26 protein-coding genes are annotated in these 22,509 nt (G+C 69.5%); 10 read left to right on the top strand and 16 right to left on the bottom strand.

Features of this window, described 5'->3' with window-relative positions; translation table 11 throughout:
* Positions 1-861 (bottom strand): MaoC/PaaZ C-terminal domain-containing protein, encoded by an 861-nt coding sequence (locus QSK21_RS27880; protein ID WP_285700225.1) that lies wholly within the window; start codon positions 859-861, stop codon positions 1-3.
* A gap of 140 nt (positions 862-1,001) precedes the next feature.
* Here QSK21_RS27880 and QSK21_RS27875 point away from each other — a divergent pair, with 140 nt between their 5' ends.
* Complete coding sequence (locus QSK21_RS27875) at positions 1,002-1,964, top strand: LLM class F420-dependent oxidoreductase (protein WP_285700224.1); 963 nt, start codon at positions 1,002-1,004, stop codon at positions 1,962-1,964.
* 97 nt (positions 1,965-2,061) lie between these two features.
* Here the strand turns inward: QSK21_RS27875 and QSK21_RS27870 are convergent, their stop codons facing one another.
* From QSK21_RS27870 to QSK21_RS27830, 9 genes are all read right to left on the bottom strand, one after another.
* Complete coding sequence (locus QSK21_RS27870) at positions 2,062-2,805, bottom strand: enoyl-CoA hydratase (RefSeq protein ID WP_285700223.1); 744 nt, start codon at positions 2,803-2,805, stop codon at positions 2,062-2,064.
* Between the two features lie 23 nt (positions 2,806-2,828).
* Entirely contained in the window at positions 2,829-3,575 is a 747-nt protein-coding gene (locus QSK21_RS27865; protein ID WP_285700222.1) for a FadR/GntR family transcriptional regulator, read from the bottom strand.
* Between the two features lie 49 nt (positions 3,576-3,624).
* Positions 3,625-4,386, bottom strand: a complete 762-nt coding sequence (locus QSK21_RS27860; protein WP_285700220.1) for a FadR/GntR family transcriptional regulator — start codon at positions 4,384-4,386, stop codon at positions 3,625-3,627.
* Between the two features lie 98 nt (positions 4,387-4,484).
* Positions 4,485-5,627, bottom strand: a complete 1,143-nt coding sequence (locus QSK21_RS27855) for an acyl-CoA dehydrogenase family protein (protein WP_285700219.1) — start codon at positions 5,625-5,627, stop codon at positions 4,485-4,487.
* Entirely contained in the window at positions 5,624-6,655 is a 1,032-nt protein-coding gene (locus QSK21_RS27850) for an amidohydrolase family protein (protein ID WP_285700218.1), read from the bottom strand. Before QSK21_RS27850 ends, QSK21_RS27855 begins: the two co-directional genes overlap by 4 nt.
* The gene (locus QSK21_RS27845) at positions 6,652-7,497 is read right to left on the bottom strand and encodes a VOC family protein (RefSeq protein ID WP_285700217.1); all 846 of its coding nucleotides are present in this window, start codon (positions 7,495-7,497) and stop codon (positions 6,652-6,654) included. Before QSK21_RS27845 ends, QSK21_RS27850 begins: the two co-directional genes overlap by 4 nt.
* 21 nt (positions 7,498-7,518) lie before the next feature.
* The gene (locus tag QSK21_RS27840) at positions 7,519-8,277 is read right to left on the bottom strand and encodes an SDR family oxidoreductase (RefSeq protein ID WP_285700216.1); all 759 of its coding nucleotides are present in this window, start codon (positions 8,275-8,277) and stop codon (positions 7,519-7,521) included.
* Complete coding sequence (locus QSK21_RS27835; RefSeq protein ID WP_285700215.1) at positions 8,274-9,137, bottom strand: alpha/beta fold hydrolase; 864 nt, start codon at positions 9,135-9,137, stop codon at positions 8,274-8,276. Before QSK21_RS27835 ends, QSK21_RS27840 begins: the two co-directional genes overlap by 4 nt.
* A gap of 119 nt (positions 9,138-9,256) precedes the next feature.
* Positions 9,257-9,724: a FadR/GntR family transcriptional regulator gene (locus tag QSK21_RS27830; protein ID WP_285700214.1), complete on the bottom strand. Its 468-nt coding sequence runs from the start codon at positions 9,722-9,724 to the stop codon at positions 9,257-9,259.
* A 176-nt stretch (positions 9,725-9,900) separates the two neighbouring features.
* Here QSK21_RS27830 and QSK21_RS27825 point away from each other — a divergent pair, with 176 nt between their 5' ends.
* On the top strand, positions 9,901-10,857 hold the full coding sequence (locus QSK21_RS27825) for a zinc-binding dehydrogenase (protein WP_285700213.1): 957 nt from the start codon (positions 9,901-9,903) through the stop codon (positions 10,855-10,857).
* On the opposite strand, the gene QSK21_RS27820 is transcribed toward QSK21_RS27825, so the two are convergent.
* Together QSK21_RS27820 and QSK21_RS27815 are read right to left on the bottom strand one after the other, a co-directional pair.
* Positions 10,835-11,155, bottom strand: coding sequence for a FadR/GntR family transcriptional regulator (locus QSK21_RS27820; protein ID WP_285700212.1), 321 nt, complete (start codon positions 11,153-11,155; stop codon positions 10,835-10,837). The two genes, QSK21_RS27825 and QSK21_RS27820, sit on opposite strands and share 23 nt — an antisense overlap.
* Entirely contained in the window at positions 11,152-12,318 is a 1,167-nt protein-coding gene (locus tag QSK21_RS27815) for a CaiB/BaiF CoA transferase family protein (protein ID WP_285700211.1), read from the bottom strand. Before QSK21_RS27815 ends, QSK21_RS27820 begins: the two co-directional genes overlap by 4 nt.
* Before the next feature lie 159 nt (positions 12,319-12,477).
* Between QSK21_RS27815 and QSK21_RS27810 the strand changes: the two genes are divergently transcribed.
* From QSK21_RS27810 to QSK21_RS27795, 4 genes are read left to right on the top strand one after another with little or no spacing between them, the layout of a single operon-like run.
* Complete coding sequence (locus tag QSK21_RS27810; RefSeq protein ID WP_285700210.1) at positions 12,478-13,785, top strand: aromatic ring-hydroxylating oxygenase subunit alpha; 1,308 nt, start codon at positions 12,478-12,480, stop codon at positions 13,783-13,785.
* The gene (locus QSK21_RS27805; RefSeq protein WP_285700209.1) at positions 13,785-14,282 is read left to right on the top strand and encodes an aromatic-ring-hydroxylating dioxygenase subunit beta; all 498 of its coding nucleotides are present in this window, start codon (positions 13,785-13,787) and stop codon (positions 14,280-14,282) included. The genes QSK21_RS27810 and QSK21_RS27805 overlap by 1 nt, the downstream gene beginning before the upstream one ends.
* A gap of 20 nt (positions 14,283-14,302) precedes the next feature.
* The gene (locus QSK21_RS27800) at positions 14,303-14,500 is read left to right on the top strand and encodes a ferredoxin (protein WP_285700208.1); all 198 of its coding nucleotides are present in this window, start codon (positions 14,303-14,305) and stop codon (positions 14,498-14,500) included.
* A gap of 3 nt (positions 14,501-14,503) precedes the next feature.
* Complete coding sequence (locus tag QSK21_RS27795) at positions 14,504-15,697, top strand: NAD(P)/FAD-dependent oxidoreductase (protein WP_285700206.1); 1,194 nt, start codon at positions 14,504-14,506, stop codon at positions 15,695-15,697.
* A 48-nt stretch (positions 15,698-15,745) separates the two neighbouring features.
* On the opposite strand, the gene QSK21_RS27790 is transcribed toward QSK21_RS27795, so the two are convergent.
* The 3 genes from QSK21_RS27790 to QSK21_RS27780 form a co-directional block, all read right to left on the bottom strand.
* Positions 15,746-16,477: an SDR family NAD(P)-dependent oxidoreductase gene (locus QSK21_RS27790; protein ID WP_285700250.1), complete on the bottom strand. Its 732-nt coding sequence runs from the start codon at positions 16,475-16,477 to the stop codon at positions 15,746-15,748.
* Positions 16,474-17,652, bottom strand: a complete 1,179-nt coding sequence (locus QSK21_RS27785) for a CaiB/BaiF CoA transferase family protein (protein ID WP_285700202.1) — start codon at positions 17,650-17,652, stop codon at positions 16,474-16,476. Before QSK21_RS27785 ends, QSK21_RS27790 begins: the two co-directional genes overlap by 4 nt.
* 571 nt (positions 17,653-18,223) lie before the next feature.
* On the bottom strand, positions 18,224-19,243 hold the full coding sequence (locus QSK21_RS27780; RefSeq protein ID WP_285700201.1) for a tryptophan--tRNA ligase: 1,020 nt from the start codon (positions 19,241-19,243) through the stop codon (positions 18,224-18,226).
* Between the two features lie 516 nt (positions 19,244-19,759).
* Here QSK21_RS27780 and QSK21_RS27775 point away from each other — a divergent pair.
* From QSK21_RS27775 to QSK21_RS27760, 4 genes are read left to right on the top strand one after another with little or no spacing between them, the layout of a single operon-like run.
* On the top strand, positions 19,760-20,737 hold the full coding sequence (locus tag QSK21_RS27775; protein ID WP_285700199.1) for an MBL fold metallo-hydrolase: 978 nt from the start codon (positions 19,760-19,762) through the stop codon (positions 20,735-20,737).
* A 48-nt stretch (positions 20,738-20,785) separates the two neighbouring features.
* The gene (locus QSK21_RS27770) at positions 20,786-21,127 is read left to right on the top strand and encodes an ArsR/SmtB family transcription factor (RefSeq protein WP_285700197.1); all 342 of its coding nucleotides are present in this window, start codon (positions 20,786-20,788) and stop codon (positions 21,125-21,127) included.
* Between the two features lie 3 nt (positions 21,128-21,130).
* Positions 21,131-21,616, top strand: a complete 486-nt coding sequence (locus tag QSK21_RS27765; protein ID WP_285700196.1) for an SRPBCC family protein — start codon at positions 21,131-21,133, stop codon at positions 21,614-21,616.
* 6 nt (positions 21,617-21,622) lie between these two features.
* Entirely contained in the window at positions 21,623-22,243 is a 621-nt protein-coding gene (locus QSK21_RS27760) for a dihydrofolate reductase family protein (protein WP_285700194.1), read from the top strand.
* A 9-nt stretch (positions 22,244-22,252) separates the two neighbouring features.
* On the opposite strand, the gene QSK21_RS27755 is transcribed toward QSK21_RS27760, so the two are convergent.
* Positions 22,253-22,477 (bottom strand): hypothetical protein, encoded by a 225-nt coding sequence (locus QSK21_RS27755; protein ID WP_285700191.1) that lies wholly within the window; start codon positions 22,475-22,477, stop codon positions 22,253-22,255.
* Positions 22,478-22,509 lie beyond the last annotated feature (32 nt).

Here is a 22,509-nt window from a genome sequence, read left to right as displayed (position 1 = left end):
TCAGCTCCCCTCGGCATAGGTGGCCCGGCCACGATCGATCACGACGGTTCCGTCCGAGCGCAGAGTCTGAAAGAGCGCACGGCCGGGCTCCTCGCGCCACACGGCGACGGTGAGCGTGTCACCCGGAGTCACCGGGGCGCTCATCCGGCCGGACATCGAGCCGAGCCTTGACGGGTCACCGCCGGTCAGACCGCGCAGCAGCGCCCGCCCGGTGATGCCGTAGCTGCACAGGCCGTGCAGGATGGGGCGGTCGAAGCCGGCGCGGCGGGCGAACGCCGGATCGGCGTGCAGGGGGTTGCGGTCGCCGCTGAGCCGGTACAGCAGAGCCTGTTCGGGGTGGGTACCGTACTCCACCGTCAGATCGGCCGGACGGTCGGGCTTCTTCCACGCGGGCGACGGCGGCCCCGGTTCGCCGCCGAACCCGCCTTCGCCACGGACGAACAGCCCGGATCGGACGGTCGCCAGCGGCCGCCCGTCCGACATCCCGAGCTTGGACTCGATCACGATCAGCGCGCCCGAGCGCTTGTCGTACATCCCCGTGACCCGCGACTCCGCGATCGCCTCGCCCGCCACCGGGATCGGGGCGTGCAGCTCGATCTCCTCCTCCGCGTGTACAACCTTGCCGCGGTCGAAGTCGCCGAGATCGCCGCCGAGCCGCCACGGAACCAGGACCGTGACGAAGGTCGGCAGTACCAGTTGCGGCCCGCCGACACCGTCCTCCGCCGTGAAGACCAGTTCGTCCAACGGGTCGGGCCTGCCGGCCCCCACTCCGAGCGCGTACAGGATGGCCCGCGTGGAATCCCAGGTTCTGGTCGTCGGGGGTTGCTGTTCCTGGCCCACCACCGCGATGTTGACCGGCATTGACACTCGACCTCCTTAGGTTCAACCTTTGATATCGATGGCCGCTGTCCCGTGTCAACATCCAGGTGACATGCACAGGCAATATTGGTCCAACCTTTGAGTCGATCGGGATGGCGGCTCCGGACGGAGGTGCACAGCCGATGCGTTGGGGAATCACGGTGCCGCTCAGGGGAATCGCCTTGGGCGCGCAGCGGGCGGTCGTCGAGCGGCTGGCCGATCTCGGCTATACCGACGCCTGGTCGGGGGAGGCGTCCGGACACGATGCGTTCACGCCGCTCGCGATCATCTCCCAGTGGGCACCGGGGCTGCGCCTCGGCACGGCCATCGCCCCGATCTACACACGCGGGCCCGGCCTGCTGGCCATGCAGGCCGGCACGCTGGCGAACCTGGCCCCCGGCCGGTTCGTCATGGGCATCGGGGCGTCGTCACGAACCATCGTCGAGGACTGGAACGCCGGCTCCATGGCGGCGCCCCTGGCGAGCACGCGGGACATGGTGCGCTTTCTCCGGAAGGCACTACGCGGGGAACGCGTGAACGAGGAGTACACCACGTTCGCCATCCGCGGTTTCAGGCTGGACACGCCTCCGGAGACGCCTCCGCCCCTGGCGGTCGCCGCCCTGCGACCGCGGATGCTGCGGCTGGCGGCAGAGGAGAGCGAGGGCGCCATCACCAACTGGGTGTCCGCCCCAGACGTCGTTCAGGTGCGGGCGTCGGCGGGACCTGAGGTCGAGCTGCTGGCCCGCGTCTACGTCGTCCCGACCGAGGACGCGGACATGGCACGCGCTCTCGCCCGCCGCCAGGTCGCGGCCTACCTCACGGTGCCCGGATACGCCGCGTTCCAGGAATGGCTCGGGCGCGGCCCCCGATTGGCCGCGATGGGTGAACGGTGGGCGGCGGGAGACCGACGCGGGGCGCTGGAGGCCATCGACGACGAGGTGGTGGACGAACTGGTCCTCTGGGGTTCGCTCAAAGAGATCCGGGACCGCGTTGACGAGTACCGGAGCAACGGCGTGGACACGCCCATCATCACGATCCTGCCGCCCGGCCCCGCCGACGAGGCCACCTGGGTCTCATGGCTGGCCGGCCTGGCACCGCCCCGCTGATCCCGTCGTCGTGGTCACGGAGGCGCGTCACTGGGCCGGAAGCCCGTGCAGCCTCTTGAGGTAGCGCAGCGGGCTGCCGGTCACCGCCCCTCCCACATCAGCCGCCCGTCCACCGTGGACGGGTGCCCGCCAGGAAAGCCTCGACGCCCGCCTGGAAGTCGCGGCTGCCGTAGACGGTGGCGATGATGTCGCGTCCGTCGGGAACGTTCGAATGGCGCAGGCGGCGCTGCACCTCTTTGGCCGCCCACATGGTCAGCGGGGCATGGCCGAGCAGACGACCGGTGGTCCGCTCGACCTCGGCCTCCACGTCCGTCTCGTCGACCAGCCGGACGAAACCCGCCGCCTCGGCCTCGGTTCCGGACAGCATGCGCGCGTTGAGCAGCATGTCCAGGCAGCGCGCCGGGCCGAAGTGATGCAGGAGCAGCGCCTGGGTGTCCGGAGAGAGGCAATTGCCGAGGGTCCGGGCGATGGGCACGCCGAAGCGCGCGCACGGCGTCGCGATGCGCAGGTCGCAGGCCGCGGCCAGCGCGAGCCCGCCGCCGAGACAGAACCCCCGCACCACGGCCACCGAGGGGACCCGCACGGATTCCAGCCGGTGGACCGTCCGGGTGATCCCGGCCTCGTACTCGACCCCGTCCTCGCCGGTGAACCCCTCGAAGCGGGAGATCTCGGTACCGCTGGCGAACGCCCGGTCACCGGCACCGCGCAGCACCAGGACCCGCACCTCGTCCGAGGAGTCGGCGAGCTCGCAGGCGTCGTCCACGGCCCGGTACATCTCGTCGGTGAGCGCGTTGAGCTCCGACTGGCGGTCGAAGGTCAGGGTGAGCACGCCCGCGTCCAAGCGCGTGATGGTATGCGGGGAGCTCACCGGGTGGCCGCCTCGCCGCTGCGCGACCCCGGGTAGGCGCCGGTCAGCCACATCTCGTGCAGCCTCTTCAAGTAACTCTCCATTTCGGCGACGGCGCCGTCGGCGTCGCGCTCGCGGAGCCTGTCCAGCAGTCGCTCGCGGGACTTGACGAGGTAGTCATTCCGGGACGGCCCGACCGCCAGGACGACGTCCTTCAGCATGTCCATCAGCGAGCGCATCACGATCGACATGAGCGGGTTGCCGGTCGCGTCGGCGAGCAGGTTGTGGAACTCGATGTGCACCAGGGCCTTGCGGTCCCAGTCGCGCGCGTCGGTGAGCGCCGCGGCCTGCCGGACGTTGTCCTCCAGTGCCGCGAGCCGGTCGTCGGTCATGCGCTCGCACGCCACCCGCACCACGACGGCCTCGATCCACAGCCTGACCTCGGTGACGTCCGCGAGGGAGAAGTCGGTCAGGTGCAGGGTGTCGGACAGGCTGCGCGCGACGACGGCGGGATCGGCGCGGGCGATGAACGCACCGCCGGACGAGCCCTTCTTCAGCGTGATGAGCCCGGAGATCTCCAGCATCCGCAGCGCCTCGCGGACGGTGTTGCGGCTCACCGCGAACTGCTCGGCCAGCTCCCGCTCGGAGGGCAGCTTGTCGCCGGGCTTGAGGGTGCCCCGTTGCAGCAGCTCGCGGATCTGCGCGATGATCTCATCGAAGGCGCGGCGCGGGCGGGCAGGACGGAACGGGGGGTCACCGGACACCTCGAGTCTCCCTTCGGTCGTCGTTGACCGCGCACCGGGCGCGGGGTCCTCACCTCCCAGCGGAATCGGATGCGGGCGGTTCCGCCACGTCGTTCAGCCACAGGTCGTGCAGCCGCCGCTGGTAGCTCTCGATCTCGGCGACGGCGCCGTCGGCGTTCCGGTCCCGCAGGTGCTTCATCAGCCGCCGCCGGGAGCGCAGCGTGAAGTCGTCGCGGCGCGGCCCGACCCGCCGCACCACCTCGCTCAGCACACCGATCAGCGCGTCGACGATGATGACCAGGATCGGGTTACCGGTCGCCTGGGCCAGCAGCCGCTGGAACTCCAGATTGGCCTGGGCCTTGCGCTCCCACTCGGCCGCCTCGGTGAGGCGCTCGACTTCACGCAGGTTGGCCTCGAGCGCGGCGAGGTCGTCGTCGGTGATGGTCTCGCAGGCGGCCCGCGTCACCACGCTGCAGATCCGCTGGGTGGCGTCGGTGACGTCGGCCAGGGAGAAGTCGGTGAGGCGGATCGCGTCGGTGAGGCTGCTGGTCACCGCCGAGCTGTCGGCCTGTGAGATGAACGCCCCGCCGCTGGCGCCCCGCTTGAGCTGGATCAGCCCGGAGATTTCCAGCATCCGCAGCGCCTCGCGGACGGTGTTGCGGCTCACCGCGAACTGCTCGGCCAGCGCCCGCTCCGACGGCAGCCGGTCGCCCGGCCGCAGCCCCCCGTTCTCGATCAGCGCGCGCACCTGGCCGATGATCTCGTCGAAGGCGCGGCGCGGGCGGGCGGGACGGAAGAGGCGCGGAGCGTCCGGCCGCTGTGCCGGTGACATAATCGATCCTCCTGAGGCGCCGTCGGCCCGGAAGCCCCGTGTCGTGTTGCAATGGTATTGCCAATGGTACAGCCCCGTCCCACCCCCCGGCGGACCGGCTAGCGCAGGACCTCACGGGCCACGATGTTGCGCTGGATCTCGCTGGTGCCCTCGTAGATCCCGATGAGCCGGCCGTCCCGCATGAACCGCTCGACCGGATGGTCCTTCATGTAGCCGTGGCCGCCGAGGATCTGCAGGGCGGTGGAGGTGACGTACTGCACCATTTCCCCCGCGAACAGCTTTGCCATCGAGGACAGCTTGACGCGCTCGGACGCGGGCGCGCCGGTGTCGTAGGCCCGCGCGCAGCTCCACACCAGGTTCCGGGCCGCCTCGATCTGGGTGGCCATGTCGGCGAACTTCCAGCGCAGGCCCTGGTATTCGAGGATGGGACGTCCGCCCTGTGAGCGCTCCCGCGCATACGCCCGCGCGTAGTCGAACGCGCTCCGGGCCCCGCCGACCGCGATCCCGGCGACGGTCGGGCGGTTCTGGTGCAGCGCCTCCATCGCCGCCCGGAAGCCCTGCCCCTCCTCGCCGATCATGTTCTCGGCAGGGACACGCAGGTCCTCCAGGAGGATCTCGTTGTTGGGTACCCCGTGCTGGCCCATCTTGTCGTTGTGCCGGTCCACGACCCAGCCAGGGGTGGCGGTCTCGACGAGGAAGGCGCTGATGCCGCGGGAACGCGGCGTGTCGTTGGTGCGCGCGAAGACCACCGCGTATTCGGCGAGGCTGCCCCACGTGATGAACGACTTGCGGCCGTTGATGACCCAGGACGAGCCGTCGCGGCGGGCCCGGGTGCGCATCAACGCGGGGTCGGAACCGGCCTCGGGCTCGGTGATGGCGATACAGGTGATCCGGGTGCCCTCGGCCAGCAGAGGCAGGAACCGCTGCTTCAGCTCGTCGCTTCCCGAGTCCATCAGCGCGCGCACCACGATGCTGTTCTGCCCGGCGAGCTGCGCCAGCGCCATCGATCCGGCCGCGGCCACCTCCTCCCGGGCGATGCAGTGCGACAGCAGGTCGGCGCCTGGGCCGCCGTACTCCTCCGGCACCGCAAGCTGAACCAGCCCCATTCCGGCGAACACGTCGATGAGCTGCTTGGGGAACCGGTCGGTCTTGTCCAGCTCATCGGCGATGGGCGCCACATGGTCGGCGGCCATGGCGGCGACGGCTTCCCGGAACGCCTGGTGGTCGTCGTCGAGAATCATGGGTGTCCCGCTTTCGTCAGGGTCGGGGTACCGGCGAGGAACCGGCGAGCATTGTCGGCAAGGTCGTCGGCCCAGCCCGGCCCCAGGCCGGGCAGCGAATCGGAGGCGACCGCCTTGGCCACCGCGGCGCCGAGAGGGCGCTCGGCGACGGTGAACGGGTAGTCGCTGCCCAGCACCAGGCGGCCTGTGCCGAAGACGCGGGCCGCCAGGGCGAGGGCGTCGGGGTCATAGGTGAGGGTGTCCACCCACAGCCGCGCGAGCAGGTCCCGGGGCGCGATGTCGGCCAGCGCCTCGGGCCGGGGCAGCAGTTCCCAGCCTTGCTGCCAGCGACCGGCGAGCATGGGCGTGCAGCCGCCGCCGTGGGCCAGGCAGATCCGCAGCCCGGGATGCCGGGTGAGCACGCCGCCGTGTACCAGGGAGCCCGCCGCCAGGGCCGTCTCGACGGGCCTGGCCAGGCCGAAGGCGAGACCGTTGTGAGCGGTGCGGGTGGGTTCGAGCGTTCGCCCCGGATGGATGAAGACCGCCGCGGACAGCTCCTCGGCGGCGGCGAAGAACGGCTCGAACCGCGGGTCGTGCAGCGGCACATCGCGCACATGCGTGCCGATCTCCACCCCGGCCAGGCCCAGCTCACCCACGATCCGGCGCAGCTCCGCGACCGCGAGGGCCGGGTTCTGGAGCGGAACCGTGCCGAGCGCGGCGAAACGGCCCGGATGAGCGGCCCGGATGGCGGCGAGCGCGTCGTTCTGCGCCCGCGCCAGCGCACCGGTGATCTTCGCGTCGGTGTCGTAGAGGAACGTGAACGGGATCGGCATCAGCACCTGCACATCGACGCCGACCGCGTCCATCTCCGCCAGCCGCGCCGAAACGTCCCAGGCCGGCGGGGTCAGCACCCGGACGACCGTCCCGGCCTGCATGACACGGCGCCGCTCGCCCTCGCGCTCCACCACGGGCCAACCCGCACGCTCCGCGGCGTCCGAAGGCGCATCGGGAACCGCCTCGGGAAGCATGTGGGTGTGGACGTCGATCATGCCTTCCGCCTAGGAGGCACCCACACGTTCGACGTCCACCGACCTGGTGTCAGAGCGCGCGGACGGTGGTCCGGATCGGTGATGCGCGCATGGTCGACGCACATCTCCAGCGTCGATGGGGAGGGGACGGCCTTGACATAGAAGCCCATCGAGCCCGAGGTGGGATGCCGGAGCAGGTCACGGTCGAGCTCCCCGCCGTTCTCCATCAGGGACGCCCGGGCGCGCATGAGGTCGTCGAGGTCCGGCATGAGGAAGCAGACATGGTCCAGATGCGGCTCGCCACGCCCGCCACCCAGGACGAGCGCGTGGTGGTAGCCGATGCCGCCGCGCAGGAACACCGTCCGCCCGATCACACGGTCGGACTCCTTGAAGCCGAGGACCCGGGTGTAGAAGTCGAACGACGCCTCCAGGTCGGTGACGGCGACCACCGCGTGCAGTAGCTCCTTCGGGGAGAACCACCCGCCGACCGGCGGGTTCGGGATGTGCCCGAGCCCGGTCACCAGCTCGATCTCATAGCCCGAAGGGTCGCGCAGGCGCAGCGCCGGCCCGCTCCGCTCACCCTCGTGCCGGGTGAACTCGATCTTCTCCTCGTCCAGCCGCTCGGCGTAGCGCTCCAGGTCCTCGTACGCCGCCAGTTCGAAGGCGAGCCGCCGGATCCCCGCCCTGCCGGAGCGGTGCAGGACGATCCAGTGATGGTCGGTTCCGGCGCGCAGGTGGACGGTGTCCTCCGAGCGCTCGCTGACGGCGAGCCCTCCGATCACCGTCCAGAACCGCACCGCCTCGTCCAGGTCGGTCACGTCGAGGGCGACGTAGCCGAGACGCCAGGGGATGAGATCTGCCATGTGTCGTTCTCCCTGTTCGTGTCAGAGCATCGACGTGCCGCCGTTGACGCTGATCACCTGGCCGGTGATGAACCCGGCCTCGGCGGACGCCAGGTAGGCCACGGCCGAGGCGACCTCGTCGACGGTGGCGAACCGCCCGATCGGGATGAGCCCGACGGTCTTGCGGTACCGCTCGACCGCGTCCGGTGGGCGGGACAGCACCGTGGGCGTGTCGGTCCCGGTCGGCGCGACCGTGTTGACGGTGATGCCATAGGGGGCGAACTCGCGGGCCAGGCCGGTGGTGAGCCCGTGCACCCCGCCCTTGGCGGCGTTGTACATGGCGTGCTCGAACAGGCCGTTGCGCACGGAGTCGGCGCCGACGTTGACGATCCGCCCGTAGCCCGCGTCCCGCATGTGCGGCAGGGCGGCGCGACAGCAGAACACGGTCGTCCAGAGATTGCGGTCCACCGTCTCCCGCATCGTCTCGACGGTGTGGTCGAGGAAGGGACGGATGATGCCGCCGCCGGCGTTGTTGACCAGAATGTCCAGCCGCCCGAAGCGTTCGACGGCGACATCCGTCACCCGGTCGGCGCCGCCCTCCACCGCCAGGTCGGCGGAGACGGCCGTCCACTCGGGGGCGTCCGCGCCGATCTCTCGGGCGACATGCTCGTCCAGGCCGGCCACGCGATCGGTCGCCACGACGTGCGCTCCCTCGGCGGCGAGTGCGCGGACGATGCCGGTGCCGATCCCACCGGCCGCGCCGGTCACCACCGCCACCCGGCTGCGGAACCGTTCCGTCATCGGCCGAGCATGAAGTCGAGATGGATGCGGTTGAAGGTCGGGGCGTCCTCGAACTGTGGCCAGTGACCGCAGTTCTCCATCACCTCGAAGCGCGACTCGGGGATCCAGTCGGCCACCTGGCGTCCCGCCTCGACCGGCGCCGTCGGGTCGTGGGTGGTCCACAGGACGAGGGTGGGGGTCCGCAAAGACCGCCACTGCTCCTCGGTGATCACGTTGGTGCGCTGCGTCTCGGGGTCGGTGTGCCGGGCGAGGATGGCCGGCATCGCCTTGGCGAACTCGGGCTGCCGGTAGATGGCCAGCCTGGTCTCGACCAGGTCGTCGGTCACCTGGGACGGGTCGTGGAAAAGGAACTCCAGCCGGCGCCGGACGCTCTCGCGCGTGGGGTTCTGGACGGCCTCCATCGACAGCCGCGTCAGCCGTTCGATCACCTCGGGGGCCAGGTACAGCGCGGCGCCGGTGTTCAGGCACAGCCGGTCGACCCGGTCGGGGTAGGTGAGGGCGAACCACGCCGCGATGCCCGCGCCCATCGACTCGCCGCTGAAGGAGACCTTGTCGATGTTCTCGGCGTCCAGGAAGTCCCGCAGGTGCGCGACGTAGTCCAGGAACCCATAGGTCTGTTCGGGCTTGTCGCTGAAACCGTGCCCCACCATGTCGATGCAGTAGGTCCGGAAGTGCTCGGCGTGCGGGCCCAGGTTCCGGGTGTATGCCTCGGCATGACCCCCAGTGCCATGGATGAAGACCAGCGCGGGCGCGTCGTCGGCCCCCGCCTCCAGCACGCGCGTGGCCACGCCCCCCGCGTCCACCCAGCGCTGCCGGAACGCCACGCCCCGCAGATCCTGCCACGGGCTCCCTGCACTCATGCATACCTCCTTTGGTTGGACCATTGTTAAGTAGAACCCTTTACCTGTCAATGATCTGGAAGCAGGCATGACACAGGGGCGCACCGGATTCCGGTACGCCCCTGTCGAGAAGGCTTTGGTCAGGCGGCCCCGCGGCCAGGCCGCGCCCCGCTCCTCCCGGTGGTCTCGCCGAGCTCCTCAAGGGCCCGCGAGAAGACGCGGAGCACCGGGTTGGCCGTATCGATCGCAGCGATCATGTCCTGGGCTCGCGCCAGGTCCGCGCGGCCGAACGCACCGGCGCCGAGGGCCCGGACCATACCCGCGACCACCGAGTCCTGGCCGTCGCGGGCGATGAAGGCGCCCCCGGAGGAGCCCCGCCGCAGGACCAGCACGCCGGTGAACTCAAGAATCCGCAGGGCCTCGCGGACGGTGTTGCGGCTCACGTCGAACTGCTCGGCCAGCACCCGTTCGGAGGGCAGCCGGTCACCCGGGCGCAACACGCCCGCCCGCAGCAAACCCTCGATCTGGTCGACGATCTGGTCCACGGCACGCTTCGGCCGTGCGGGTCCGAAAAGGGCCCCGCCCTTCCGCTCGTCCACCGCTCCCACGGCGCTCCCTTGCCCCATCGACTCTCTATGCATGAACCATTCTTCCAATGAATCGTTGCCACGCAGTCACGGGGCGGCGTAAGCGTCCTCACATCCAGCGGTTGCGTCTGCGTCTCAAAGTTAGAACCATTGCTAATCTCGGTCCTGTCGTCCGGGACCGGTGAAGGAGCAGGCTCATGCGCGCAGTCGCGATCGACGTGAACCGGCAGACCCTCGTCCAACGCGAACTCCCCGACCCCGTCCCAGGCAAAGGGGAGCTCCTCGTCTCAGTGGTCACCAGCGGGATCAACCGGGCCGACCTGCTCCAGCGCGAGGGCACCTACCAACAGGCGGCGTTCCCCCAGGGCGAGACCCCGGTGGCGGGGATGGAGGCGGCGGGCGAAGTGGTGGCCGTCGGCGCGGGGGTCACCGGGTTCGCACCGGGCGACCGGGTGATGGGGATCTGCGCAGGCGGCTGTGCCGAGCTCGCCTTGCTGGACCATCGGCTCGCCATGCCCATCCCGGACGAGCTCGGCTGGGTCGCCGCCGGGGCCACGCCGCTCGGGCTCATGACCGAGTACGACGCCCTGGTCAATGCCGCCGGTCTGCGTCCCGGCGAGACGGTGCTGATCAGCGGGGCCTCGTCGGGCGTCGGCCTCATGGGCGTCCAGATCGCCAAGGCGCTCGGCGCGGGCCGGGTGCTCGCGACCGTCCGCTCGGAGGCGAGCCGTGCCACCGTCCTCGATCAAGGCGCGGACAAGGTCCTGACGAGCGGCAAGCCGCCCGCCGCCGATGTCGTGATCGACCACGTCGGGGGGCCCGCCTTCGCCGAGCTGATGGCGTGTCTCACTCCCGAAGGCAGGCTGGTGAGCGTCGGAAGGCTGGGCGGGCGGGCCACCGAGCTCGATCTCAATCTGCTGGCCAAGAACCGGTTGCGGCTCATCGGCGTCACGTTCCGGACCCGTAGCAGAGCCGAGTGCGCGAAGATCGCGGCCGACGCCTGGACGGCTCTGGGGGACGCGGTCCGGGCGGGGAGGATCCGTCCGGTGATCGCTCGCACGTTTCCGATGGACCAGGCCCTCACCGCACAGGACCTGCTGCGCGGCGAGCGCCCACCCGGGAAGGTCGTCGTCACCATCCGGCCGGGACGATGACGATATAGAAGATGCCTCCCGTCTCGTCGGCGCGCGCCCGCACCAGGCCCGCACGGCGGACGGCGCGCAGCGCGTCCCTGACGATGCCCTTGTCCACCATGAACTGCCTGGCCAGCTCCGCCTCATCGGGGAGCCGGCTGCCCGGCGGCAGCCTTCCATCGACCATCGCGGCGCGGAGCTGGGCGATCACGTCATCGAGCAGCCGCACCGGATGGGCCGGGACGAACAGCGACGGATCCACGCACCGCCGGTCTGGGAACGGCAGGACGACGGCGCCTCGATCTCGCGTCGCCTTCATGACACCGCGGAGATCTCGGCCTCGCCGTAGCCTGCGACCTCGCGCAACACGAACGCGGTGTCCGCACCGAGCTCCGCGACCGTGTCGGGCATCGCCGCGCGTGGCCGGGACGCGACCATGAACGGCGGCGCGGTGGCCAGATATTCTCCGGCACCGTCCCGGATCTTTCTCAGGGTGCCGCGGCTCACCGTCTGCGGGTCCTCGAACACCTCGGCGACCTCCCGATACCGGCCGCACGGGACGCCCGCGGCGGACATGCGCTCCTCCACCTGGTCGGCGGTGCGGTGAGCGGCCCACCCCTCGATCTCGTCGTACAGCTCGTCCCAGTTGCGCTCGCGGTCGGCGATGTGGGCGAACCGCGCGTCGGTGAGGAGGCCGGGCCGGTCCATCCCGGCGGCCAGCGCGCGGAAGTTCCGCTCGGTGACCGGTGAGATCATCAGGAACCCGTCCTTGGCGCGCACCGGCCGGTACACGGTCTTCTTGGGCCTGTCGGCGACCTGCGCGGCCTGTATCTCGAAGACGAGCATCGACAGCATCGCCTCCAGCAGCGACACGTCCAGGCCCTCGCCCAGCCCGGTCCGCTCGCGGGCGACCAGGCCGGTGACGACCGCGCCATAGGCCAGCGCGGCGCCGAGGATGTCGGCGATGAAGATCCCGCAGCTCGCGGGGCCGACCGCATCCTTCTGGTAGCGGAAGTTGGCCATGTCATAGCCGGACATGGCATGGACGATCTGCGCGAAAGCGGGCAGCTCCGCCGATGGCCCCGACTGCCCGTAGCCGGACACCGAGCAGTACACCAGCCTCGGGTCTCGGGCGCGGCAGGACTTCTCGTCCAAGCCGTACCGGGCCATCACCCCGGGCCGGAAGTTCTCCACGACCACGTCCGCGGCGGCCACCAGATCGTGGGCCGCGCGCAGCCCCGGCTCCGTGCGCAGGTCGAGCCGGACGCTGCGCTTCCCGGTGTTGAGGTGGCCGAAGTAGGCGCTGTACCCGTCCCGCAGCGGAGCCCGCGACCGCATCGGATCGCCCTCTGGGGGCTCGATCTTGATGACCTCGGCCCCCATGTCGGCGAGCAGCCGGGTGCAGTACGGGCCCGCGATCATGATCGAGAAGTCGATGACCCGGACTCCCGCAAGTGGTCCTCCACCGGTGGACAAGGTCATGGCCGGCCCCCTTTCACCCCGCTCGATGGCGCCCAGCTAATGTTGAACCATTGATACATGGGACCAGATCATCGTCAAGGGTGGGGGTGAGGGCGCTTGACAATCACTCACCCCCTACTGACAATGGTCCAACCAATGATATCCACGGAGGAGGGTGGGATGACGGTCCGTCTCCCGGAGACTCAGCGGATACCCCCGCGCCGCACCCGGTACATCCGCGACGAACGCGACCCCAACGCGTTTCTCGTGCAACGCTCGGTCTTCGTCGACGACGCCGTGCTCGCCCGCGAACGCGAAGCGATCTTCAACCGGTGCTGGATCTATGTCGGGCACGAGTCGGAGATCCCTAACCCCAACGACTTCGTCGCCAGGACCGTCGCCGGACGCCCGGTGTTGTTCACCCGGGACAAGGAAGGGCACGTCCACGTCCTGTACAACGCGTGCACGCACCGGGGCGCGGAGGTGTGCCGGGAGCGCCGCGGAAACACCCGCCGGTTCCGCTGCTTCTACCATTCGTGGTCGTTCTCGACCGACGGACGGCTCGTGGCCATGCCGGACGAGGAGGGCTATCCCGAGGGCTTCGACCGGGAGGCGCACCGGCTGCGCGGCCCCGCGCGCGTCGAGTCCTACCGCGGCTTCTGCTTCATGAACGTGCACGCCGACGCCGAGCCGCTCGACGAGTACCTCGCCGGCGCCAAGTACTACCTGGACCTCACCGCGGACCAGTCGGCCACGGGGATGGTCGTCACCCCGGGCGCGCACGAGTACTCGATCAAGGCCAACTGGAAGCTGCTGGTCGAGAACAGCTTCGACGGCTACCACGCGATTCCCGTCCACAAGACCTACCTGGACGTGCAGCGCGCCCGCGGCGACGAGATCGCGGGCAACACCTCGACCGACTGGAAGCAGTCGCACGCCTACGACCTCGGCAACGGACACGCCGTGACCGTGAAGGAGGCACCGTGGGGGCGGCCCATCGCCCGGTGGAAGCCGTCGATGGGGGCCGACACCAAGCCGATCATCGAGGAGTCCTACCGGCGCCTGGTCGAGGTGCACGGCGAGGAACGCGCCGCCGAGATCGCCAATCTCGACTTCAACATGCACATCTTTCCCAACCTGGTGGTCAACAACATCATGGCCGTGATCATCCGGACCTTCTATCCGCTGACCCCGGGGCTGTTGCATGTGAACGCCTGGTCGCTCGCGCCCCCGGAAGAGAGCCCGGCGGCGCGGCGGGTCCGCAACGAGTCGTTTCTGTCGTTCCTGGGCCCGGCCGGCCTGGCAACGCCCGATGACAACGAGGCGCTTGAGTCCTGCCATCGAGGCTACGCCTCGGATCCCGGTGAGGGCTGGTCCGATGTCTCCCGCGGAATGGACTTTCCTGAGCCGCGCAATTGGGACGAACTCCAGATGCGCACGTTCTGGCGCCGCTGGAGCGACCTCGTCGAGGGGATGGTCGAATACTGATGAGCGCGCCGAACCCGACCGTGAGCAGGGCCGATATCGAGGACTTCCTCTTCTATGAGGCCGATCTGCTGGACGAGTGGCGGCTGGAGGAGTGGCGGGACCTGTTCACCGAGGACGGCCGCTACCACGTGCCCGCCACCGACAACCCGCTCGGGGACCCCGATCTGGACCTCGCCCTCATCAGCGACACCAAGGAAGGTGTTCGCGGACGCGTCCAGCGCCTGCTGAGCACATGGGCCCACATCGAGAACCCGCGCTCCCGGACGCGGCGGGTCATCGGGAACGTGCGGGTCGCGGCGGCGGACGACGGCGAGATCCTCGCCCACTGCAACGCGATCGTCTACCGCTCACGGGTGTCCGGAACCACCACCTACGCCGCGCGCCTCACCTACCGGCTGCGGCGTGAGAACGACGGCTTCCGGATCGTGCTGAAGCAGACCGTGCTGGACCACGAAACGCTCCGGGACAGCGGCGGCGTGCTGTCGATCATCATCTGAGTCGGCTGAGGGGAGGCCCTGTGCGCGTGACCATAGACGAGGACAAGTGCTGCGGCTACGCGGCCTGCCTGAGCGTGGCCGCAGAGATCTTCGACCTGGCCTCGGACAACATCGCGACCGTCCTGGTGGAACATCCGGACGGAGAGCTGCGCGACCAGGCCCGCGCGGCGGCCGCCGCCTGCCCGACCTCCGCGATCACCATCGCGGAGCAGGAGTAGCCGATGCCGAGCCCGATGCATGGGGAGATAGCGGTGATCGGCGCCTCGGTGGCCGGGGTCGCGGCGGCGGACGAGCTGCGCCGCCTGGGACACACCGGCGACATCCTCCTGGTGGGTGACGAACCGCACCTGCCTTACGACCGGCCTCCTCTTTCCAAGGGGCTGCTCACCGGGACGATCGAACCGGGCAGTGTCTACTTGCGCGAGCGGGAGCACTATGACAGGCAGGGAATCACGTTGCGGCTCGGGACACCGGCCGTGCGGCTGGACGGGCGGCGGGTCAAGCTGGCCGACGGCCGGATCCTGTCCCCCGACGCCGTGATCATCGCGACGGGGGCCCGCGCCCGTCCCTTTCCCGGTGGTGCCGCGCGGGACACGGTGGTGACTCTGCGCGGGCTGGACGACGCGCGCAGGTTACAGAGGCGGCTGACCCCCGGTACCGCCGTGGTGGTCGTCGGCGCCGGCTTCATCGGCGGTGAGGTCGCCGCGTCGCTGCGCGAGCTCGGGTTGAAGGTCACCCTGGTCGAGGCGGCTCCGCTTCCCCTCGCCCAGCTCGCGGGAGAAGACGCCGCGGCCGCCATCCTGCGGGCCCACGTCGAGGCGGGCATCCGCGTTCTGTGCGGAACACCGGTGGAGGGTATCGAATGGGCCGGCGACCGTGAACGCATCATCCTCGCTGACGGCCGCCAGGTGGACGGCGACCTGGTCGTGGTCGGCCTGGGCGCGATCCCCAACACCGAGTGGCTGGCGGACTCGGGCCTGGACATCGGCAACGGCGTCCGCTGCGACGCCACCGGAGCCACCGGCCTGCCAGGCGTCTACGCCATCGGGGATGTGGCGTCCTGGCACGACCCAAAGCTGGGCCGTCACATCAGGCACGAGCACTGGACCAGCGCCCGAGAGCAGGCACGGATCGCCGCCGCCCACGTACTCGGGCTGGAACCGGCGCCCTCCCCGACAGGGGGCGTCCCCTACTTCTGGTCGGACCAGCACGGCCGCCGCATCCAGTCCCTCGGTCACCCTGAGCTCGCCGACGAGTCACACGTCGTGCACGGCTCGCTCGACGGGGACTCCTTCGTCGTCCTGTACGGACGGTCCGGCACCGTCATCGGCGCGGTCGGCTACAACGCCGCCGCCCAACTGATGCGCCATCGCGCGGCCATAGCCACGTCCGCCCCGCTGCCCACCAGGGCCTGACCTCGGCAACGCGCCGCCGGTGGTCGGGCTGGCCCGGCCGGCGGCGGGTCACATCGCCGCGGTGATGCCGCCGTCGACCACCAGAAGCTGGCCGGTGACGAAAGCGGCCCGGTCGGAGGCGAGGTAGGCGACCGCCTCCGCAACGTCCTGCGGAGTGCCCAACCGCCCCAGCGGCGACCGCTGACGCCGGTAAGCCCGCGCCGCGTCCGTCATCGCCGCCACCGATCCCGGCGTCTCGATGGTTCCCGGCGCGATCGCGTTCACCCTGATGCCCGCGGGCCCGAGGTCGGTGGCGAGCTGACGTGTCATGCCGACCACAGCACCCTTCACAGCGGAGTACACGGCGGCATTCGGCGTCCCCAGCATGGCCGCCACAGAGGCAATGTTCACGATGGCCCCGCCGCCTCCGGCCCGCATCGGCCCGGCGACCGCCTGCGCCATCCACAGTGGGCCCTTCACACCGACCTCGAGCATGCGGTCGGTGTCCTTGGCCGTGACGTCGGCCAGCGGAACGTACCGGAACCACATCGCGTTGTTGACGACCACGTGCACGCCGCCCAACTCCTCGACCACCCGGCGGACCAACGTGTTGACGGCGTCCCGGTCCGTCACGTCGAGCTCGGCGGCGCGGCAGGCGCCTCCGGAGATCATCTCCTCGGTCCGGCGCGCCATGGTCGCGACCCGGTCGGCGGCGATGACCATGTACCCGTCCTCGGCGAGGCGCACCGCCGTGGCCTGGCCTATCCCCCGCCCCGCACCGGTCACGACCGCGACCTTCATGTCCCGCGGCCGATCCATGCGCGTATCTCCTCGGTGTGCTCGCCCAGCAGCGGCGGCGGCTCGTGCGGGTCACCGTCCCTGTCATCGAACCGCAATGGGGGGCCAGGCAGTTCAAGACGACCCAGTACAGGATGTTCCACCTCGATGAGCAGACCCTGTGACCGGACGACCTCGGAGGCGTAGACCTCGTCGAGAGTGGCGACCTGGCCCGCCGGAATGCCGAGGTCGTTCAGCGTTTTGAGCAGTTCCGTCCGCGACCGCCCCGCGAAGGCTTCCTCGATCACCGCCACCAGTTCGTCGCGATGGGTCAGCCGATCACCGTTGGTCCGCCACCGTTCATCGGAGGCATCCAGGCCGATCGCGGCGGCGAAGGCTCTCCACTGCGCTTCGGTGGCGACGGCGATCTGGACGTGTCCGTCCCCACAGCGGAACATCCCGTACGGTGCGATCGCGGCATGATGGTTACCCGTCGGAGCCGGAACCTCGCGCCCGACCGTCCATCGGCTGCCCTGGAAGGTGTGCGCTCCGATCGACGCCGCCAGGAGGGATGTACGCACCACCGTGCCTTGACCGGTTCGGTCACGCTCGTGGAGAGCGGCGACGACGCCGAACGCACCGTACATCCCAGTGAACAGGTCCGATATCGGGATCCCGGCCTTGAGCGGTTCGCCGGGACCGGCGCCTGTGAGGGACATCAGACCAGACTCGCCCTGCACGATCTGGTCATAGCCGGGCCGCTCCGCCATGGGGCCGTCATGCCCGAAGCCGGTCATCGAGAGCACGACGAGACGGGGATTCCGACGACGGAGGACCGGTATCGCCAGCCCGAGCCGATCGAGGACCCCTGACCGGAAGTTCTCCACCAGCACATCGGCCCGGTCGACGAGCGCGAGCAGCGTCTCAACGTCCTCACGCCGCTTCAGGTCGAGCACCATGGATCGCTTGTTGCGATTACAAGCCAAGAAGTAAGTCGCCAGCGGAGCATCGGCGGGCCCCACGAACGGCGGCCCCCAACCGCGCGAGTCGTCACCGGAACCCGGCTGCTCCACCTTGATGACCTGAGCACCGAGGTCCGCCAACATCATCGTCGCATGCGGCCCTGCCAGCGCCCGGGACAGGTCAACGACCAGAACGTCGGACAACAACCGGTGGCGGGTGGCGGAACCCTCGACCATGACGGACCTCCCAATGGTTGGTCCATTGATATTACTTCAGAGCCCGGGCATCAACAACGTGTTGTGGGGTTCCCTAACCTTGTCGCGGTGTCTGACCTACGGCGTCACGGTCGGCCGATGGCTGTGACGCTGCCCGCCGGTACTCGCGATCAATCCGCCCAGGACCAAGAACCCAAACAGGTACGAGCTGCCGCTCAGCCGGGACGCATGGCGCGAGCCGGCCGATCCCGTGAACAGCGGCGGACTCGATCTCTATCGGTGTATTGCCAGCCCGGGATGACCGTCCCGAGTCGGCAGCTCAAGTGCCGTGGCATTGCCGTACCACGCGCACGAGCGTGTGATGCCGCTGTGTCCGGGCGAGCTCGGATCAACCTGGACGCCCCGATCGGGCGGGGTCCCCGGGGCAGGCCCAGGGCGCGTTCAGCGAGAATGTTGCGCTGGACCTCGTCGGTGCCGCCGGCACGCCCCAGCACGTCGAGGGCGAGCCGGGCTAGCGGCAGTCGGCGTCCGTCGCGAGCGGCGACGGTCATCCCCTGTCGCGATGGTGCCGACGTACTTCCCTCAGTCGCGTTCAGTCGATGCCGATGGCAGTACGCACGTTGGACAGGACCACGCGCGCCCGTGCCCGCGCCCGTTCGGCGCCGGCGGCGAGGAGTGCGTCCAGCTCGCTGTCCGGTTCCATCAGCTCGTCGTAACGGGCACGCAGCGGGGTGAGCAGCTCGTTCAGCACCTCGAACAGCCGGTCCTTCAGCTCGCCCCAGCCCATGCCGCCCGCCTCGAGCCGCTTGCGGACGGCGGCCGCCTCGGCCTCCGTGGCGAACTGCTCGAAGATCTGGAACGCATGCGAGGCATCCGGGTCCTTGGGCGCCTCGACCGGGGTGCTGTCGGTGGCGATACGCCGCACCAGCTTCTTCAGCCGCGATTCCTTGACGAACAACGGAATCGTGTTCGCATAGCTCTTGCTCATCTTCCGGCCGTCCAGTCCGGGCAGCGTCTTGCCCGCCTGTGCCTCCGGCAGGACCAGCTCAGGAATTCTCAGTTTGTAGCCCCGGCCGAACAGGTGGTTGAACGAACCGGCGATGTCGGCCGCATACTCGACATGTTGTGCCTGGTCCTTGCCGACCGGAACCACGTCCGCGTCCATGAGCAGAATATCGGCGGCCATCAGCACGGGATAGTTGTACAGGCCCATATTGATGCCGGCGTCGAGATCGGCCTTGCCCGCTTCCGCGTTCTTGTCGCGGGCCGCCTTGTACGCGTGCGCCCGGTTCATCAGCCCCTTCGCCGACACGCACGACAAAGCCCAGGCCAGCTCGAAGGTCTCCGGCACTTCGGACTGCCGGTACATGGTGACACGGTCGGTGTCGAGACCCGCCGCGATCCAGGTCGCGGCGACCGAGCGCGAGTAGTGGCGCAGCAGTTCCGGATCGCGAATGGTCGTCAACGCGTGATAGTCGGCGATGAAGTACATCGCGTCGTACCGCTCGGCGAGCTCGAGCGCCGGCCGGATCGCGCCGACCAGGTTGCCCAAATGGGGCTCACCGGTGGGCTTTATGCCGGTCAGTGACACTTTGCGTGGGGTTTCCTGCATGATTCCTCTGTCCTCATCGGCTGCTCGGGCCGAACGTCACGCGAGCCGGTGCGTCAAGATTAGCCCAGCCTTTCCCGCGCCCTGTCCGGGAACATCCATGCCTAACGGCCCCCTTTGATGATCGCCGGCACGTCGGCCACGGAGACCGCTGCGCGACCCGCGAGCCGAACGGCGCATCCGGCGCCCAGCCCAGTTCCTCCGCACCAGGAATGCGTCAGCGAACCCCCCGCGTCCCCGACCGCCTCGGCCGGAGGCAGGACGGCGATGCCCTGGGATCACGGCCGGTGGGTCTACGTTCCCAAACACGGCTTCGTCCCCAGGTCGGCCGGGAACTCGTCGACTCCGACGAAGCGCGCCCCGACACGGCAAGACCACCTTTGAGTGGTATTTGGTAGAGACGGGCAACCGATGAGGGCCGCGTGGAATTCGGTACGCCCGGGGCCGGGCCGGCCACTAGGGTCTTGGATCACGGCAGGTGAGCGGCGTCCATGACCGCTCAAGGAAGGGCGCCCTTCGATGACGCGGCGGCAACGGTCTGAGCACCCCGAGTTGCTGGAGCGGGGGCATCCCTTCCGGCAGTGGAAGACATGGCGGATCCCCGGTGCCGAGCTGACGCTCATCGGCTACTCGCGCGCGAACGACAAGACCTTCTTTCACATTCCCGAGCTGCGGTGCAGCCTTGACGCGGGACTTTGTGAAGGGCGGCAGGTGGACACGGTCTTCCTGACCCACACCCACCACGATCACTCCAAGGACCTCGATTTCCTGGCGTCCAAGGCGTCCGGCACGGACATCTACCTGCCCGCCGAGGCGGTGCCTTACGCGGAGTCCTACCTGCGTGCGTCCGCCGAACTGAACCATGGGCCGGGATTCGACCCGGCGTTGGCGGCGGGTCACCGCCTGCATGGTGTGCGGCAGGGCGATGAGTTCGTCTTCGGGCGCCGCGGACACCACGTCCGGGTGGTGGAGTGTGAACACAAGGTGCCCTGTGTGGGCTACGCGTTCTCGGAGCGGCGCAAGGCGCTGCTCCCGGAATTCGAGGAGTTACGACGGTCCCTCGCCGAAGAGGGACGGGGCGCGGAATTCGGCCGGATCATGGCCCGGCGGCGGGAGGACGGCGTCGAGGTCGACCGGCCGGTCGACCGGCCGCTGTTCGCGTTCCTCGGCGACACGCATGTCAATGTGTTCGACCGCAATCCATGGCTTTTCGGCTATCCGGTCGTCATCACCGAGTGCACCTTCCTGGACGACGCCGAGCTGGACCGCGCGAACCGGATCGGGCACACGGTGTGGAGCCGGCTCAGGCCCGTGATCGAGGCTCATCCAGAGACCCTGTTCGTCCTGACCCACTTCAGCCTGCGCTATTCGGACCGGGAGATCCTGGCGTTCTTCCACCGCGAGTGGGAGGCGAAGGGCGGGCGACCGGACAACATCCTGCTGTGGGTACACCCGCGAAGCCACCTGCCCGAACAGCATCAACACAGCGGATCCTGACAGGCACCCAGGTTTGACGTATGCCTATATGGGCATATGATGGCGCGCGTGGCACGAGCAGCGACGACGTCGGATGTCTTCAACGCGATCGCCGAGCCGCAGCGGCGCCGGATCCTGGTGCTGCTGCGGGAGGGTGAGCGGCCGGTGACCGAGCTGGCCCGGGAGCTGGGTATGGCCCAGCCGGGGGTGTCCAAGCACCTGAGGGTGCTTCGGGAGGTCGGGCTGGTACGGGACCGCAAGGTGGGCAAGCAGCGCCTGTACGGCCTCGACGCCCGCGGGTTGCGGCCGGTCCACGAGTGGACCGGCGGGTTCGAGCGGTTCTGGAACGAGAGCTTCGACCGGTTGGACGCGTACGTGCAGGACCTCAAACAGGGAAGACAGGGGGAGTGACCTATGGCATCGACAGGACAGGACGCGGCTACGGATCGGGAGATCGTGATCTCCCGGGTCATCGACGCCCCGCGGGAGCTGGTGTTCGAGGCGTTCACCGACGTCCGGCACCTGTCGCGGTGGTGGGGGCCGGAGGGGTTCACCACCAGCACGCGGGCGTTCGAGTTCCGCGTCGGCGGGGAGTGGGACTTCGTGATGCGCGGACCGGACGGGACGGACTACCAGGAGTGGATCTCCTGGACCGAGATCGCCCCTCCGGAGCGGATCGCGCTGCTGCACGGCGAGTCCCGCGGCGACCCGAACGCCTTCGAGTCGGTCCTGACGTTCGAGCCCGACGGCCCGGCGACCCGGATCGTGATGCGCACGGTGTTCCCCACCAAGGAGCTGCGGGACGAGGCGGTCGAGAAGTACCACGCGGTCGAGGGCGGACGGCAGACGCTGGGCAAGCTGGCCGCCTACGTCGCCGAGGTCATCCGGAACGGGGGATGAGGTCCGATGGCCGGAAAGGTGTTCTTCAGCGTGTCGATGTCGCTGGACGGGTTCATCGCGCCCGAATCCGCCGAGGAGCTGATGGGCCGGCAATGGATGGAACTACAGGCGTGGATCTTCCCCCAGCGGTTCTTCCGGGAGAATCTCAAGCTCGGCGAGGGCGGTGAGGAAGGGCGCGACAACGACATCGCGCGGGAGACGTTCGAGCGTACCGGTGCGAGCGTGATGGGCAAGCGCATGTTCGACGCGGGCGAGCGGGCGTGGCCGGAGGAGGCGCCGTTCCACACGCCGGTCTTCGTCGTGACGCACGAGAAGCGTGACCCATGGGAACGGCCGGGCGGGACCACCTTCCACTTCGTGAACGACGGCATCGAGACCGCGCTCGGCCTGGCCCGTCAGGCGGCCGGGGACCGGGACGTCCGCATCGCGGGCGGCGGCGAGACGATCCTTCAGTACGTGAACGCCGGTCTGGTCGACGAGTTCTCGATCGCCCTCTCACCCGTGCTGTTCGGCTCCGGAGTCAGGTTGTTCGAGGGTGTGGACGCGCGCCGCTTCGCCCTGCGGCAGGTGCGCTCGGAACCGACGGAGCGGGCGACCCACCTGACCTACGAGATCCGGGAACGGTGACCGGCCCGCTCAGGGGGCGCCCTTGCGGCGGCGGGAGGACCTCATCCAGGACACGCCCTCTCCGCTGTGCCCGAACGAGCCCCGTAGCCACGCACGCACGTCCTGGCGCGCCTCCTTGGGCACCGTGTTCCCCTTGATGCGGATGCGGCGGCCGCGCCGTCTGGCCCGCACGTCCACGACAACACCGTAGGCCAGCAGAATCGCCACGAACCCGACCGGGATGAGCCACCACATGACCTGATCCTTCCTTCAGCGGAAGCCTCTGC

It is taken from the genome of Actinomadura sp. NBRC 104412 (assembly GCF_030269515.1).
In the GTDB taxonomy this organism is placed as follows: Bacteria; Actinomycetota; Actinomycetes; order Streptosporangiales; family Streptosporangiaceae; genus Spirillospora.
The sequence above is the reverse complement of the archived record's forward strand: the minus strand, read 5'-3'. Positions and strand labels throughout refer to the sequence as shown.